This is a genomic window from Comamonas koreensis, assembly GCF_014076495.1.
In the GTDB taxonomy this organism is placed as follows: Bacteria; Pseudomonadota; Gammaproteobacteria; order Burkholderiales; family Burkholderiaceae_C; genus Comamonas; species Comamonas squillarum.
On sequence record NZ_CP043575.1, the window covers coordinates 3,934,181 to 3,949,418 of the forward strand.

General features: G+C 65.3%; 14 protein-coding genes. 12 read left to right on the forward strand and 2 right to left on the reverse strand.

Features of this window, described 5'->3' with window-relative positions; translation table 11 throughout:
• Positions 1–80: 80 nt before the first annotated feature.
• From F0Q04_RS17930 to F0Q04_RS17945, 4 genes are all read left to right on the forward strand, one after another.
• Positions 81–407, forward strand: a complete 327-nt coding sequence (locus tag F0Q04_RS17930; protein WP_021027333.1) for an integration host factor subunit beta — start codon at positions 81–83, stop codon at positions 405–407.
• Positions 408–632: 225 nt separating this feature from the next.
• Positions 633–2,267 (forward strand): alkaline phosphatase D family protein, encoded by a 1,635-nt coding sequence (locus tag F0Q04_RS17935; protein ID WP_232539393.1) that lies wholly within the window; start codon positions 633–635, stop codon positions 2,265–2,267.
• A 149-nt stretch (positions 2,268–2,416) separates the two neighbouring features.
• Positions 2,417–4,342 carry a gamma-glutamyltransferase family protein gene (locus tag F0Q04_RS17940; RefSeq protein WP_182342720.1) on the forward strand — a complete coding sequence of 642 codons (1,926 nt, stop codon included), beginning with the start codon at positions 2,417–2,419 and terminating at the stop codon, positions 4,340–4,342.
• A gap of 202 nt (positions 4,343–4,544) precedes the next feature.
• Positions 4,545–5,921, forward strand: coding sequence for a YdgA family protein (locus F0Q04_RS17945; protein WP_116924426.1), 1,377 nt, complete (start codon positions 4,545–4,547; stop codon positions 5,919–5,921).
• A 102-nt stretch (positions 5,922–6,023) separates the two neighbouring features.
• Here F0Q04_RS17945 and F0Q04_RS17950 read toward each other — a convergent pair whose 3' ends face one another.
• Positions 6,024–6,581, reverse strand: coding sequence for a DUF2242 domain-containing protein (locus F0Q04_RS17950; RefSeq protein ID WP_312986736.1), 558 nt, complete (start codon positions 6,579–6,581; stop codon positions 6,024–6,026).
• A 382-nt stretch (positions 6,582–6,963) separates the two neighbouring features.
• Between F0Q04_RS17950 and F0Q04_RS17955 the strand changes: the two genes are divergently transcribed.
• The 3 genes from F0Q04_RS17955 (at position 6,964) to F0Q04_RS17965 (ending at position 10,570) form a co-directional block, all read left to right on the forward strand.
• Complete coding sequence (locus F0Q04_RS17955) at positions 6,964–7,836, forward strand: M23 family metallopeptidase (protein ID WP_182345779.1); 873 nt, start codon at positions 6,964–6,966, stop codon at positions 7,834–7,836.
• A 270-nt stretch (positions 7,837–8,106) separates the two neighbouring features.
• Complete coding sequence (locus tag F0Q04_RS17960) at positions 8,107–8,943, forward strand: META and DUF4377 domain-containing protein (protein ID WP_182342722.1); 837 nt, start codon at positions 8,107–8,109, stop codon at positions 8,941–8,943.
• Positions 8,944–9,289: 346 nt separating this feature from the next.
• Positions 9,290–10,570 carry an MFS transporter gene (locus tag F0Q04_RS17965; protein WP_116924430.1) on the forward strand — a complete coding sequence of 427 codons (1,281 nt, stop codon included), beginning with the start codon at positions 9,290–9,292 and terminating at the stop codon, positions 10,568–10,570.
• A gap of 158 nt (positions 10,571–10,728) precedes the next feature.
• Here F0Q04_RS17965 and F0Q04_RS17970 read toward each other — a convergent pair whose 3' ends face one another.
• Positions 10,729–11,649: an MBL fold metallo-hydrolase gene (locus tag F0Q04_RS17970; RefSeq protein WP_182342723.1), complete on the reverse strand. Its 921-nt coding sequence runs from the start codon at positions 11,647–11,649 to the stop codon at positions 10,729–10,731.
• A 91-nt stretch (positions 11,650–11,740) separates the two neighbouring features.
• On the opposite strand from F0Q04_RS17970, the gene F0Q04_RS17975 reads away from it, so the two are divergent.
• The 5 genes from F0Q04_RS17975 to F0Q04_RS17995 all read left to right on the forward strand — a co-directional run bounded on the left by F0Q04_RS17975 (position 11,741) and on the right by F0Q04_RS17995 (position 15,155).
• Positions 11,741–12,064, forward strand: coding sequence for an ArsR/SmtB family transcription factor (locus F0Q04_RS17975; RefSeq protein ID WP_116924431.1), 324 nt, complete (start codon positions 11,741–11,743; stop codon positions 12,062–12,064).
• 36 nt (positions 12,065–12,100) lie between these two features.
• Positions 12,101–12,529, forward strand: coding sequence for a YeeE/YedE family protein (locus tag F0Q04_RS17980; protein WP_182342725.1), 429 nt, complete (start codon positions 12,101–12,103; stop codon positions 12,527–12,529).
• Between the two features lie 10 nt (positions 12,530–12,539).
• On the forward strand, positions 12,540–12,953 hold the full coding sequence (locus F0Q04_RS17985) for a DUF6691 family protein (protein WP_182342727.1): 414 nt from the start codon (positions 12,540–12,542) through the stop codon (positions 12,951–12,953).
• A gap of 66 nt (positions 12,954–13,019) precedes the next feature.
• The gene (locus tag F0Q04_RS17990; RefSeq protein WP_182342729.1) at positions 13,020–13,832 is read left to right on the forward strand and encodes a pseudouridine synthase; all 813 of its coding nucleotides are present in this window, start codon (positions 13,020–13,022) and stop codon (positions 13,830–13,832) included.
• A gap of 57 nt (positions 13,833–13,889) precedes the next feature.
• Positions 13,890–15,155, forward strand: coding sequence for an MFS transporter (locus tag F0Q04_RS17995; protein WP_409935164.1), 1,266 nt, complete (start codon positions 13,890–13,892; stop codon positions 15,153–15,155).
• Positions 15,156–15,238 lie beyond the last annotated feature (83 nt).

Here is a 15,238-nt window from a genome sequence, read left to right on the forward strand (position 1 = left end):
CGGTAGCTTGCAGACAAGGTGGGCGCCCAGTGCGCCCACCAACGCTTTGACTATTTGATTCACGAAGATTCCACATTCGTATGACCCGATCCGATCTGATTGAAGAGCTTGCCGCTCGATTCCACCAGCTGACGCAGCGGGATGCGGAGCAGGCCGTCAAAACGATTCTGGAGGCCATCGAAGACTCGCTGGTACGCGGACAACGCATCGAGATCCGTGGCTTTGGCAGCTTCACCATCACCCACCGCCAACCCCGCCTGGGCCGCAACCCACGCAGCGGCGAAGCCGTGCAGGTGCCCGCCAAGCGCGTCACCCACTTCAAGCCAGGCAAGGCCTTGCGCGAATCGGTGGACGACCCCAGCAATATCCTGACCTCGACCGCCAGCCCCAAGAACAACGACGAATAAAGCGCCGGCTGAACCACCCGGATGGCCCATCTGCCCCAGGCAGTTAGAAGCCAAACCAACGAACGCTCCTTAAGGAGCGTTTTTTATGCCAGCCATTCCCCACGCTGCACTGATGTCACCGAGGTACCTGTGCAACCTGCTGCGGATCGGCGCCAGCGCTATGCTGCGCTATTACACCGTCGACCTATGCCGCAGCAAGTCCTACCCGGCCGCCAGAACCAAGATTTGGATCAAGACCTGGCCCAGCTCCTCAACCGGCGCCAATGGCTGCAAGGCCTGGGTGCCTTGGGCCTGGCCGCCCAGTTGCCGGCCATCGCGCGGGCAGATAGCAACACCCCGCTGGCCATGGCCCCCTGGCCGGTATCGGAGCAGCTGTTTGGCCTGGGCGTTGCCAGTGGCGAGCCCGATGCCAGCAGCGTGGTGCTGTGGACACGGCTGCTGCCCAGCGCCAGCGCGCCCTTGCTGCGCCCGGTGGCGGTGCACTGGGAGCTGGCCCAGGATGCGCAGTTCCGCCAGATCCTGCGCCAGGGCGAGGCCTTGGCCAGCCCAGACGGCGGCCACAGCGTGCATGTGCTGGCCCAGGGTCTGGAGGCCGACCGCTGGTACCACTACCGCTTTCACTGCCAGGGGCAGACCAGCGCCACAGGCCGCACCCGCACCGCGCCCGCCGCAGGTGCTGCGGTGGCCCGGTTGCGTCTGGTCTATGCCTCCTGCCAGCGCTGGGAGCATGGCTACTACGCGGCCTGGCGCCATGCGCGCGAGGACGATCCCGACCTGGTCGTCTTTCTGGGCGACTACATCTACGAATATGCCTCGCCCGCATCCGCTGCCAAGCAACAGCGCAGCCAGCTCGCGCGCCTGCAGCCGCTCGCCCATGCCGTCAGCCTGCAGGACTACCGCGACCGCTATGCGCTGCACAAGAGCGACCCGGACCTGCAGGCCATGCATGCGCACTGCCCCTGGCTGGTGACCTGGGACGACCATGAGGTTGAAGACAACTATGTCGGCGACGATGGCGTAGGCCAAGTCCAGGCCTTTGTCGCCAAGCGCATGGCGGCCTACCAGGCGTTTTACGAGAACATGCCGCTGCGCGCCTCGGTCGCCGGCAAACAGGCTGGCCTGGCCCTGCCCCCGGCCCACACGCCGCTGTACCGCCAGCAAAGCTGGGGCGCCTTGGCCGCGATGTGGGTGCTCGATGCGCGCCAGTACCGCGATGCCCAGGCCTGCCGTGCAGTGACCGACAAAAGCCCGGCCTCCGTCAAGGCCGCAGACTGCGCCGATCTGGCGCGCAACAGCCGCAGCTTTCTGGGCTGGAGCCAGGAGCGCTGGTTGGCCGCCCAGCTGGCAGGCAACAGCGCGGCCAATCCTGAGAGCCGGCGCTGGAGCATCATCTGCCAACAAACGCTGTTTGCGCCTCGCCACTTTCCCAACGGCCGCAGCAGTGCCGATACCTGGGATGGCTACCCCGCCGCACGCCAGCGGCTGCTGCGCGCGATGGCTGAGGCGCAGCTGCGCAACACCGTGCTGCTGGGCGGCGACATTCACCAGAACTATGTCTGCCGCATCCAGTACCTGGAGGGCGCCAGCCCCGAACGGGTGCTAGCCAGCGAATTCTGCGGCACCTCGATCAGCTCGCACTCGGGCACCACCCAAGCCCGGGTCGACGCCATCGTGGCCCGCAATCCCCATGTGCTGCTCGCCCGCTGCGATGAACGCGGCTATGGGCTGTGCGACATCACCCCCAAGCTTTGGACCACCCAGCTGCGCGTGGTCAACCAGCCGCAGTATGCGGACAGTGCCGCCCAAACCTTGGCCCGCTTTGTGGTGGAGGACCAGGTCGCCGGGCCGCAATGGGCCTGATCCTGGCCTGATCTTGCCGCCGATCCCTTAGCCCTGGGCAGCCTGCATTCAGCAACGCTCTGTGGCCCCTCTAGCGGTGCTGTCCGCTACGCCTGTCGCGGCAAAGCGGTTAGCATGCCAGACATTGCCGCCACAACCAGGAGATCGCCATGCCACGACTGTCCCCGGGGTCCCACACCCGCCACCCGCATTTGCCGCCTACCCGTGCTGCGATCAGCCGCTGGTCGCTGTCTCTGGCAGCCGTCGCCACGGCTGCCTTGCTGGCCGCCTGCAGCAGCCAGCCCAAGCTGCAATACCAGCCCCCCGCTGCGTCTGACCAGCCCGAAGGCAGCTCCGGCTGGACCGACAAGCCCGGCTGGGCCACCGAGCAATACGCGGTAGCCGCTGCCAACCCCTTGGCCACCGATGCCGGCTACCAGGTGCTGCAAGCGGGCGGCTCGGCCATCGATGCGGCCATTGCCGTGCAACTGGTGCTGGGCCTGGTCGAGCCGCAATCGAGCGGCATCGGTGGCGGCGCCTTTTTGTTGCATGCCCAAGGCAGCCAGGTCGAGGCCTATGACGGCCGCGAGGTCGCGCCGATGGCCGCTGACGAGAACCTGTTCATGCGTGACAGCAAGCCCATGGCCTTCCATGATGCGGTGGTGGGCGGCCGCTCGGTGGGCGTGCCCGGCGCCATCCGCATGCTGGAGATGGCGCACAAGGAGCACGGCAAACTGCCCTGGGCCAGCTTGTTCGAGCCGGCCATTCGCCTGGCCACCGATGGCTTCAAGGTCAGTGCGCGTTTGAACGCCCTGACTGCGCAGGAGAAATTTCTGGGCCAGGATCCGGTTGCCAGCGGCTACTTTCTCGATGCCAATGGCAAGCCCTGGCCCGTTGGCCATCTGCTGAAGAACCCCGAATACGCCGCCGTGTTGCAGGGCATTGCCCAGCACGGCTCCAAGGCCCTGCTCGAAGGCCCGGTGGCCGAGGCCATCGTGCGCAAGGTACAGGGCCATGCCAGCAACCCCGGCAAGCTCAGCCTGGCCGATCTGGCCGCCTACCAGCCGCTCAAGCGCCAGGCGTTGTGCAGCGATTATTCGCCCAGCGCTGCGGGCGCCCCCGCCAGCCAACCGGCGTCGACCCGCAGCTACCGGCTCTGCGGCTTTCCACCACCCAGCTCGGGCGGTATTGCGGTGGCGCAAATCCTGGGCATCCTGGCCAACACTCCGGCGGGGCAAATGGGCCTGGGCGCCGACGGCCTGCCCAGCGCCGACTGGCTGCACCTTTATGCCGAGGCCTCGCGCCTGGCCTTTGCCGACCGCAACCAGTATGTGGCCGACCCGGCCTTTGTCGGGGCGCCGGCAGGGGATTGGTCAAGCATGCTGCGGCCCGACTACCTGGCCCAGCGCGCCCGCCTGATCGGCGCGCGCAGCATGCAGCAAGCCCAACCCGGGCGGCCAGGCAGCGTGCAGATGGCCTACGCCAGCCAGCCCTACCAGCAGGAATACGGCACCAGCCACATCAGCATCGTGGACCGCTACGGCAATGCGATTGCGATGACCACAACCATTGAAGACCAGTTCGGCTCGCGCCAGATGGTCAACACCGGTCGCGGGCTGGCCGGCGGCTTCCTGCTCAACAACGAGCTGACCGATTTCAGCCTGGCGCCGCGTGATGCGCAGGGCCAGCCCATCGCCAACCGGGTCGAGCCCGGCAAGCGGCCGCGCTCGTCGATGGCGCCCACCCTGGTGTTCGACAAGGCCACGGACCGCCTCGTGATCAGCGCCGGCAGCCCCGGCGGCGCCTGGATCATCCACTACACCACCAAGACCTTGTACGGCATGCTCAACTGGGGCCTGATGCCGCAGCAGGCCATCAACCTGCCCAACTTTGGCAGCCTCAATGGCCCCACGGTGCTGGAGGAAAAGCGCTTCCCCGCTGCCACCGTGCAGTCCTTGCAGGCGCGTGGCGCCGAGGTCAAGGAGCAAAACCTCACCAGCGGCCTGCAGGCGATCTCGCGCGGCGAGGCGCATGGCAAATCCTGGTGGTTTGGTGGCGCCGATCCGCGCCGCGAAGGCATTGTCATGGGCCAGTAAGCGCCCCTCTGCTTGCCAACACACGGGCCGCTTGCGGCTCGTTTAATATCTGCGCGCCGCTACACCTGGTCACATAGCGCCTGGGCACCGCATTGCTGATTTTGCAGCCCGCCCTCTACAATGCGGGCTCCACGCAAGGCGCAGCATCCAAGCACACCACAAGCTGCGTCCATCCGGTTTCAAACCACAGAGGGGAAAACACATGAAAAAACTAGGCATCGGCATTGCCGCAGCCGTGGCCGTGCTGGCCGCAGGCGGCGCCACCACAGGCTACCTGGTCGGCAACAACATCGAGCAAGGTTTTGCGACCGCCGCCAAGGAGTGGAGCAAGCCGCCGCTGCTGGTGCAGGTGCAGGACTACCAGAAGGGCATTTTCTCGTCGACCGCGCAAACGCTGTGGACGGTGGACACCGGTGAAGAAAAGCTGCAGTTCACCGCCCAGCACGCCATCAGCCACGGCCCGCTGCCGATTGCGCACCTGGCAGAAATCGTCTCCACCTTTGCCATCAATCCCGATGCCCCGCCCGAGTGGGTGGTGGCCTTCAAGGACAAGGCGCCTCTGGTCTGGAAGAGCAAGGTGGGCTGGTCCAAGAACACCCAGAACGAGGTGACATCGCCGGCATTCAATGGCGAATTTGGCGCGGACAAGCTCGCCTTTGGCGGCTTCAAGTCAGACTTCGAGATGTCCTCCGATTTCAGCCGCATCAAGGGCGATGCATCGATGCCCAGCCTGCTGGTGCAAAGCAAGCCCGGCGAAGAAGACGACGGCCAGGCCTCCGAGATGCTGATGAGCGGCAACATCATGCGCTTTGACATGCACCAGCCCACGGGCCAGGAGTTCATGGTGGGCAGCCTCCAGTGGGACCTGGCCAGCCTCAAGGTCACGCCCAAGAACGGCGATGCCCCGGCAGAGCTGGCGGGGCTGAAGATGGTGGCCGACACGCAGCTGGCAGCCGAGGTGGTCAACACCACCATCAATACCTCGGTCAAATCCTTTGTACAAAAGGACCACAAGATCGACGACATCGCCGTCGACCTGGGTCTGCACAACCTGGACGCGGGCTGGCTGAACCAGTTCACCAAAGAGTCGCAGAAGATCCAGGGCGATCCGCAGGCCATGCAGATGCTGCTGATGCAGGGCATGCAGCAGCTGCTGGCGCGCAAGCCCGAGCTGGAAGTCAAGCGCATCAGCTGGCGCACCGCCGAAGGCACGGCCGAGGTGGCGGCCTCGCTGGCCTACCAGGGTGACTCCAGCAAGCCCCTGAACCCAATGATGGACTTCAAGGCCATGCTGCGCCTGGACATGCCCAAGCCCGTGCTGCAGTCCCTGTATGCCGGCAAGGTGCGCGAGACCTACCTGCTGGAGAACGAGGACGCCGAGCTTGATGAAAAGCAACTCGCCAGCGTCGTGCAAGAAGATGTCAATGCCCGCCTAAGCGGTCTGGTGCAGGCCGGCTTGCTGGTCGAAAACAGCGACCGCATGACGTCTCAGCTGCAATGGGCTGACGGCAAGCTGCAAGCCAATGGCAAGCCACTGGACCAGAACGGGATGATGGGTCTGTTGTCCGCGATGCCTTGAACCGGGGCCTGGGCCCCTCCCCCAAAAACCAAGCCCGCCATCTGCCCGATGGCGGGCTTTTTTGCAGGTGGCCAACATGCAGCGGCAAGCTGCGGCGCCGCTTTACTCGACGAACTCTTCGTCGCCGGTCAGGCTTTGCTGGCGCAGTTCATCGTCCTGGCGCAGGTAGGACTTGATCAGGTCAAAGAAACTGTCGTAGAAGGTGGCCGAGCTCACCGTCTCGCTGCCCACCTTGACCATGGAATCATTGCCGGCAGAAAACGGCAGCGACAGCGAGCCCAAAGCGCCCACACCGACACTGGCCGAGTTGCTGCTCTTCTTGAGGTTGTAGGTGTCCTTGAGTGCGGACACAAAGCCCAGGGTCACCTTGCCGTCCTTGCTGTCGGCAGCGCAGACCACGCGGATGGTGATGATCTGGTGGTTGTCCGTCGCTGGCTGGAAGCTCTTTTGGCCTTCGACCTCTTTGCCCTTGGAGACGTTGATCAGATAACCCTGGCTCAACAGCGCGCGGCGTGCGGCCTCGCAAGCGCGCTCCGGCGGCGCATCAAACAGGCGTGAATAGGTGGCAGACGATCCAAAGGTCTCATGGGCCACAACGTTGTAGCGGTGGCTGTCGGCCTCGCGGTCCAGGCTGCCGCAACCCGATACAGACAGCGCCAAGGCCGCCACCAAGGACCAACCCGCCCATGAGCGATGCGGTGTGCAGCGGGTGGATGCAGCCAGTAAAAATAGATCTGAATGCTTGCCCAACATGAACGAAACGAACTCCCGAAACAACATGATGACCTGGATGACAGAGATGCAGGCCCAGCCGCACCACTGTAATGGATATGGCCGGCGCAGCATGTCAGCCAACGCCTGTATAGCACGCCCGGCACAGGGGGCAAAGAGGCATGCTACCAGCCGCGTTCCCCAGCACCAGCAGCGCTGCACTGGTTTACCAAATTTTGCATATTATGCGCGGCATTTACCCAGGATGGAAAAGCACAACGCGCTATGCTTTTAAAAGCACATTCAACCTCCCTGCCCAACCCCCATGTCCATGCCAGACCCTGCCCGCCCAACCGACTCCCCAGGCCTGCAGCGCCGCCTTTTGCTGCAAGCTGGCAGCGGCCTTTTGCTGCTGCCCTGGCTGCACGGCGCGCAGGCAGCGGCCACCGATGGCTGGCCCGCTGACGCGCGCGTTCCCGGTGGCGTAGCGCGCCTGTCGCTGGGCCCGGCGGCCGAGCGGCCCCAGGCCTTTGCGGGCGATATACCGCTGCTGGTGCTGGGTGACGCCATCGAATGGACAGCGCTGGTCGGCATACCGCTGTCGGCCCCCACCGGCGCCGCAGAGATCCGGCTGCATACGGCCAGCGGCCCACGCAGTATCCCCTACACGGTGCGCGACAAGAAGTACAGCGAGCAGCGCCTCAAGGTCGCCCCCAAGACGGTCGATCTGTCTGCCGCCGACAATGTCCGCTATGAACGCGAACGTTACCACCAACAAACAGTGATGGCCACCTTCAGCACGCCGCTGCCCGCGCAGATGCAGCTGCCCGTGCCGGTGCCCGGCCGGCGCTCGAGCTCCTTCGGGTTGCGCCGCGTCTTCAATGGCCAGTCGCGCAATCCGCACAGCGGCATGGACATCGCCGCAGCCACCGGCACGCCCGTCAAGGCACCGGTCGATGGCAAGATCATCGATGTGGGTGACTACTTCTTCAACGGCCACACCATCTGGATGGACCATGGTGGCGGCTTTCTGACGATGTACTGCCACCTGAGCGCGACCCAGGTCACGGTGGGCCAGAGCGTGCGCGCTGGCGAAGTGATCGGCAAGGTCGGCGCGACCGGCCGGGTCACAGGCCCGCACCTGCATTGGGGCGTGATGCTCAACCGCAGCATGGTCGACCCGGCCCTCTTCCTCACCGCCTGATAGCGCGCCTGTGGTTATCCCAGATATCTGTGGGTCAGCATGTGGACAAGGCTCTGGACAAGATGGCAAGCCTTTGACTTGCTTCAACAATTTTCATGCGCCTAAGTTTTAGGCAAACGCTGCTGCGGCAGCGGCCATGGAGCGGGCTGCCAAGCACCAAGCTTGGCCTACACCAGCGCCGGCCGGCAGCCCCTAGGATGGCAAGCTAAGTTTGCTTTCACCCACCGCAGCGCGCGCCTGTGCGCTGCCTCGAACAAGGAAAAACTTCATATGCAACGTTGGAAACTGATGAGCCTCAGCGCAGCCGCTGCGATGGCCCTGGCCGCCTGCAGCAGCACCCCATCGTCCACCCCTGCAGCACCTGCCACAGGCAGCACCGCACCCGCCATGAACGTATCTGCCACCGACAAGACCTTGCAGTCCTACCACTGGGACCTGGAGCGCGCCGAAGACCAGTCCGGCCGTCCGCTGCCCGCCTTCACCGCACTGGCCCCCAAGAAGGTGCTGCGCCTGGGCTTCAGCGGCGATGCCAAGACAGCACACCGCGTGAGCATCGGCAACCTCTGCAATGTGATGGGCGCGGGCTACCAGCTCGATGGCGACAAGATCAGCATCACCAACCCGATTGGCACGATGATGGCGTGTGAGCCCCCACTGATGCAGCTCGAGCAGGCAGTGAGCGCACAGATCACACGCGCCGAGAGCCTGCGCATCACGCAGGACAGCAACGCCCCGCGCCTGACCTTGCAGTTCAACGATGGCAGCCGCTGGCTGCTGAAGTCGGTGCCCACCAACGCCACCAAGTACGGCAGCGCCGGGGAGACCATGTTCTATGAAGTGGCCCCCCAGACCAAGCCTTGCAGCCACGGCGTGGCCAAGGGCGTGCAATGCCTGCAGGTGCGTGAGCTGCGCTATGACAGCAACGGCCGCAAGACCGTGGCCGGCGACTGGCAGCATTTCTACGGCAATATCGAAGGCTACCAGCACGAACCCGGCTACAGCAATGTGCTGCGCGTGAAGCGCTACACCATTGCCAATCCGCCAGCGGACGCGTCGCGCTACGCCTATGTACTGGACTTGACGGTCGAGACCGCCAAGGCCCCTTGATGGCCCCGGCGGGTGCTGCTGACAGCGCCCGCTTACTCAGCTGACATTGAGGTCTGGCAGCTCGCAGCTATTGCCAGTTAGAGGCCTCAAGCTACATCCACATCACCAACCCCCAGTCGCCCCACAGCGGTGACAGGGGGTTTGGTTTTTGCAGCCCGCATTGGCGCAATGCGCGCATCGCAGCGCCGTTGCGCACATGCCCCGCTTTTGGGCATGCCCTGCTTGCCGCATGGATAAGCCCAACTCTTATATAAGAGTTGAGCAGGCATGGCAGAATGGCGCCACAAACACCTACAACCATATTGCGGTTGCAGCAGCTGCACCAGCGCAGGCTGCGCCCCACCCCATGCCAGCGACCACCCACTCCGCCCCTCCGCCGCTGCTGCGCGACCAGCACAGCGGCTTTCTCGTTTTTCTGATCGCGCGCGTCTTTGCCGTGGGTGCCACCCAGATCCAGGCCGTGGTCGTCGCCTGGCAGGTCTATGACTTGACGCGCAACCCCATGGCGCTGGCCTTTGTCGGCCTGGCGCAGTTCATCCCGATGCTCCTGCTGCTGCTGCCTGCCGGCGAGCTGATCGACCGGCTGCCACGCAAGAAGGTGCTGGCCACCAGCTGGGCGCTGGGCAGTGTCTGCAGCGCGCTGCTGCTGTGGCTGTCGGGCCATGGCCATGCCGGGGTCGCAGGCATCTATGCGGTGCTGGTGCTGTATGGCGCCACGCGCGCCTTCTCGGGCCCATCGCTGCAAAGCCTGCTGCCGCAGCTGGTGCCGATGGCGCTGCTGCCCAAGGCCATTGCCACCAACAGCGTGGTAATGCGCTGCTCGGCCATTGGCGCGCCGATGCTGGGCGGCTTTTTGTACGCCGCTGGCGGGGCCGTGTGGACCTATGCGGTCTGCATGCTGGCCTTTGCAATTGGCACCGCGCTACTGCTGCGCGTCCAGGTGCTGTATGCGGCGCCCAAGGCCGCTGCCGAGCCAGGCGCCGCGCGCGACACGATCTGGCAGCGCTTTGGCGCGGGCATCCGCTTTATCTTTGGCCGCCCCATGGTGCTGGGCACCATCTCGCTCGATCTGTTTGCCGTGCTGCTGGGCGGCGTGGTGGCGCTGCTGCCCATCTACGCCCATGAGGTGCTGCACACCGGACCCGAAGGCCTGGGCCTGCTGCGCAGCGCCATGGCGATGGGCGAAGTCTGCGCCGGCCTCTACCTCAGCAGCCGCCCCTTTGGCACCCAGGTGGGCCGGCGCATGATGCTGGCCGTGGCCGTGTTTGGCATTGCCAACCTGGTGTTCTCGCTGTCGCACTGGCTGTGGCTGTCCTGCCTGGCGCTGGCCGTCGCTGGCGCGGCCGACATGGTCAGTGTCTATGTACGCGGATCGCTGCTGCAATTTGCCACGCCCGACAACATGCGCGGCCGCGTCAATGCCGTCAACATGCTGTTTATCGGCTCGTCCAATGAGCTGGGTGAATTCCGCGCTGGCAGCAGCGCTGCCCTGCTGGGCGCAGTTCCCGCAGCGGTGGCGGGCGGCCTGTGCTCGCTCCTGGTGGTGGGGCTGTGGACGCGGCTCTTCCCCAGCCTGTGGAAAGTGAACCGCTTCGAAGACGCGCAGCACCAGTCTGCGGGCCGCTAAGAGCCGCCAACACAACCCTTGATACGTCGTAGCCTCGCCGGCTGCGCCAAGCCTTGTCGTACGCCTGTACTGCCTGCGGCTTGACGCCTAGTCTCAACCGCAAACCTTCGATTCGCTGGGTCGTGTTACCGGCTCTAAGACCAAACCTCAACGCTCCCTCAGAGCGCATCGACTGGCAGCTTGAGAAAACGCCGGCCCTGCGCATCGGCATCGGGCAGGCGCCCGGCGCGGATATTGACCTGCACCGAGGGCAGCATCAGCTGCGGCATCGCCAGCGTTGCATCGCGCGCCTCGCGCATCGCGACAAAAGCGGCCTCGTCCACACCCTCGTGCACATGGATGTTGTGCGCACGCTGCTCGGCCACCGTGCTGCACCAAGCGGCAGCGCGGCCGGCTGGCGGGTAATCGTGACAGACATAGAGCAGCGTCTCTGGCGGGTGCGCCAGTAGCCGGCCAATCGAGCGGTAGAGCGCATGGGCATCGCCGCCAGGGAAATCACAGCGCGCTGTGCCCACATCGGGCATGAACAAGGTGTCGCCGACAAAAATGGCGGCCACTGCGCCTGCCGCAGCACCGCCCTCTTCCACCGCATAGGCCAGGTCCGCCGGCGTGTGGCCGGGCACACCCAGCGCGCGGATGCGAGTGGCCCCCAGCGCCAGCACATCGCCATCGCGCAGCAGGCAGTCAAAGTCTGCGCCTTGCGGTGCGATGCAGCCCTCCATGCCGTAGATGCCGCCAAACACTTTTTGTACCTGCGTGATCTGCTGGCCAATCACCACCGGCGCGGCAATGCGCACCGCGCCTGCGGGCATCTGCCTGCGCAGCCACTGGGCCGCAGACAGGTGGTCTGCATGGGCATGGGTCTCCAGCACCCAGCGCAGCGTCAGCCGCTCGGCATCCAGGTAATCAGCGATGCGCTGGGCCGATGCGGTACTGGTGCGGCCGCTCTTGGCATCAAAGTCCCAGACCGGGTCGATGACTGCCGCCTCGCGGCTGGCCACATCGTGCAGCACATAGCTGACGGTGCCGGTCACCTCGTCAAAAAATGCCTGAACGCCAAAAGAAGGGGCAGAGCGCATGGTCAAAACACATTCACATAAAACAATATATCTTTTAATATAATAAAAATCCTCCTTTTCGGCAAGCCTGCTGCGTCCAAGCCTTCTTCCCATGTCTGCAAAAACCAAGGCCTCCCCTTCGCCCGACGCCATGCGCGAGGCAGCGCACCATGCCGTCTCTGCCCTCAAGCTTCTGGGCAATGAGGACCGCTTGCTGCTGCTCTGCCTCCTGAGCCAAGGCGAATGCTGCGTCAGCGATATGGAGGCGCAGCTGGGCATTGCGCAGCCCACCTTGTCGCAGCAGCTCGCCGTGTTGCGGCGCGAAAACGCGGTCAGCACCCGGCGCGAGGGCAAGAACATCTTCTACCAGGTGGCCGATGCGCGCCTGCTGGCGCTGTTGCAGACGCTGTACGCCCAGTACTGCCCGGCAGCCTGAAACCCCACCGCATCGTTCACGTCAAGGAAGTCGCCCATGTCGCTCGATCTGTCTGCCTTTACGCCCCTGGCCGCCCTCGCAGGCGGTGCCTTGATTGGTCTGGCTGCCGTGCTACTGGTGCTGTTCAATGGCCGTATTGCGGGCATCAGCGGCATCGTGGCCGCACTGCTGCCGCCACGCCTGCAGCGCGGCGCCTGGCGATTGGCATTTGTGCTTGGCCTGCTGGCAGCCCCATGGATTTACCAGTGGTTTGCGCCCTTGCCAGCGGCCAGCAGCTCTGCAGCCTGGCCACTGCTGGTGCTGGCCGGCCTGCTTGTGGGCATAGGCACGCGCCTGGGTTCGGGCTGCACCAGTGGGCATGGGGTCTGCGGGCTCTCCCGCCTGTCGCTGCGCTCCCTGGTGGCCACCCTGGTCTTTATGGCCACCGGTTTCGCGACGGTGTTTGTAGTGCGCCACCTTCTATAAGGAGAGCATGATGACTATCCTGATCGCGGCCCTTGCAGGCCTGGTCTTTGGCCTGGGCCTGCTGGTGTCCGGCATGGCCGATCCGCAGAAGGTGCTGGCTTTTCTCGATCTGGCAGGCCCCTGGGACCCGTCGCTGGCGCTGGTGATGGGCGGCGCGATAGCGCTGGGTCTGCCCGGTTTTGCACTGGCGCGCCGGCGCAGCCGCAGCCTGCTGGGCGAGCCCATGCAGCTGCCTGCACGCCAAGCGGTTGATGCACCGCTGCTGATCGGCTCGGCGCTATTTGGCATCGGCTGGGGCCTGGCCGGCTACTGCCCAGGCCCGGCACTGCTGGGCACGGCGGCGGGCATGGGCTCGGCGGCGATCTTCAGTGCGGCGATGCTGGCGGGCATGCTGTTGTTTGGGCTGTGGTCCAAGAGGTCTTGAGGCACGGCCACTATAAAATCCATAGCTGATCACGCCTGCAACATCGTTTCACCAGCCCGCCCACCCATGTCTTTCGCCATCGACCCTGCTGTTGCGCATACCCATGCGCAGGACTGCCCCCTGCCCCTGCTGTGGCGCGACGAGCACCTGGTGGCCATCTACAAACCTGCCGGCTGGCTGGTGCACCGCACGGGCCTGGACGCAGGCGAGACGCGCTTTATCGTGCAGACCTTGCGCGACCAGATCGGCCAGCATGTGTTTCCGCTGCACCGGCTCGACAAGGGCACCTGCGGCGTGCTGCTGCTGGCGCTGCATGCCGAGGCCGCCAGCCGCACGCGCAGCCAGTTTGAGAACCACCAGATCGACAAGCGCTACCTGGCGATGGTGCGCGGCTGGGCGCCGCTGCAAGCGGAGGTCGACCATGCACTGCGCCCCGATGATGCGCCTGAGGACGCGCCCGCCCAGCCGGCCCGGACCCGCTTTGCGCGCCTGGCGAGGCTGGAACACGCCGAGGCCTATGACAGCCGCTTTGCCGGCACGCGGCTGTCCTTGGTCCAGGCGACACCCCACACCGGGCGCCGCCACCAGATCCGCCGCCACCTCAAGCACATCGCCCACCCCATCATTGGCGATGCCACGCATGGCAAGGGCCCATTGAACCGTTGGTGGGCCGAGCGTCTGGGCCTGCAGCGGCTGTGGCTGCATGCCTGGTCGCTGTCGCTGCAGCACCCCTATACGCAGGCACCCTTGCATATTGAAAGTGGGCTGCAGTTCCGGCACACAGAACCCACAGCGGGCATGTCCGTGCCGCAATCGCACCCCAGCCTGCAGCAATGGCAGGCGCTGCTGCGCAACCCGGCCTGGTCGCGGCAAGCCTAGCAGCTGCGCCAAGACCAAGGGTGCACATTGTTTTTCGGATGCGCGCACACTCGCCCCGTGAAAAATAAACAAACAACAACCTCTGCCGCCGCACCCTCCTCGGCAGCGCCTGCTGCAACGCTCAGCCCTGCCGTCTTGCTGCTGATGGCCACAGCCTGCGGCCTCTGCGCCGGCGCCAATTACTTCAACCAACCGCTGCTCAACTCCATCGCCCATGCGCTGCAGGTGAGCGAGAGCACGGCCGGCATTCTGGTCACCTGCGCGCAGGTGTCGTATGCGATTGGCCTGCTGTTTCTGGTGCCGCTGGGCGATATGCTCGAGCGCCGCAAACTGACCGTGGGCCTGATGCTGCTCGCGGCGATCGGCCTGCTGGTCAGCGGCTTTGCCGGCCTGATGCCCTCACCGTTCACAGCCTTGGTGCTGGGCACCTTGGTCACGGGTCTCTTCTCGGTCGCGGCCCAGGTGCTGGTGCCGATGGCCGCCAGCCTGGCCCCGCGTGAGTCAAGTGGCCGCGCCGTCGGCCTGGTGATGAGCGGCCTGCTCACCGGCATTTTGCTCTCGCGCACAGTCGCCGGACTCCTGTCGGCCGTGGGCGGATGGAGCCTGGTCTACAAGGCGGGCGGCATCGCGATGGTGCTGGTGGCGCTGGCCCTCTACCGGGTGCTGCCCAAGGTGGCACACAGCGGCCCACGCCTGCCTTATGGCCAGGTGCTGGGCAGCATGGCCACCTTGATACGCACCCAGCCCCGCCTGCGCACCCGCACCTTGCTGGGGGGCCTGGCCTTTGCATCGGTCAGTGTGCTGTTCTCGACGATGGCCCTGATGCTCGGCGGCCCCGAGCACGGCCTGAGCGATTCGTCGATCGGCCTCATTGGCCTGTCGGGTGTAGCCGGCGCCTTGATGGCCAATGCCGCGGGCCGCCTGGTCGACAAAGGCCTGGAGCGCCCGACCACCGCCTTCTCGGTGCTGCTGCTGGTCGTCAACTGGGCGCTGCTGTGGTACAGCCAGCATTCGGTGTTCCTGTTCATCGTCGGCATGCTGGTGATCGAGCTGGCGCTGCAAGGCACCCACATCTGCAACCAGAACGTCATCTACCGCCTGGCACCCGAGGCGCGCTCGCGCATCAACGCCTGCTATATGACGGGCTACTTTATCGGCGCATCGGCTGGCTCGGCCATCGGCGCCTGGGCCTGGCACCACGGCGGCTGGACGGGTGCCTGCATCGCTGGCACGGTGCTGGCCCTGCTCAATGTGGCGGCCCTGCTGGCGGACCGCAGATTGTCGCATCCGGGCGCCGTGGCCTCTGCCACCGACGCGGCATAAAGGGGCGGCCCGAAGCTTCCCGCCCAGAGCTTCCCGCCAGACACTGTCGCGCAGACACTCCGGGCAGACAGGAGGACAATGGT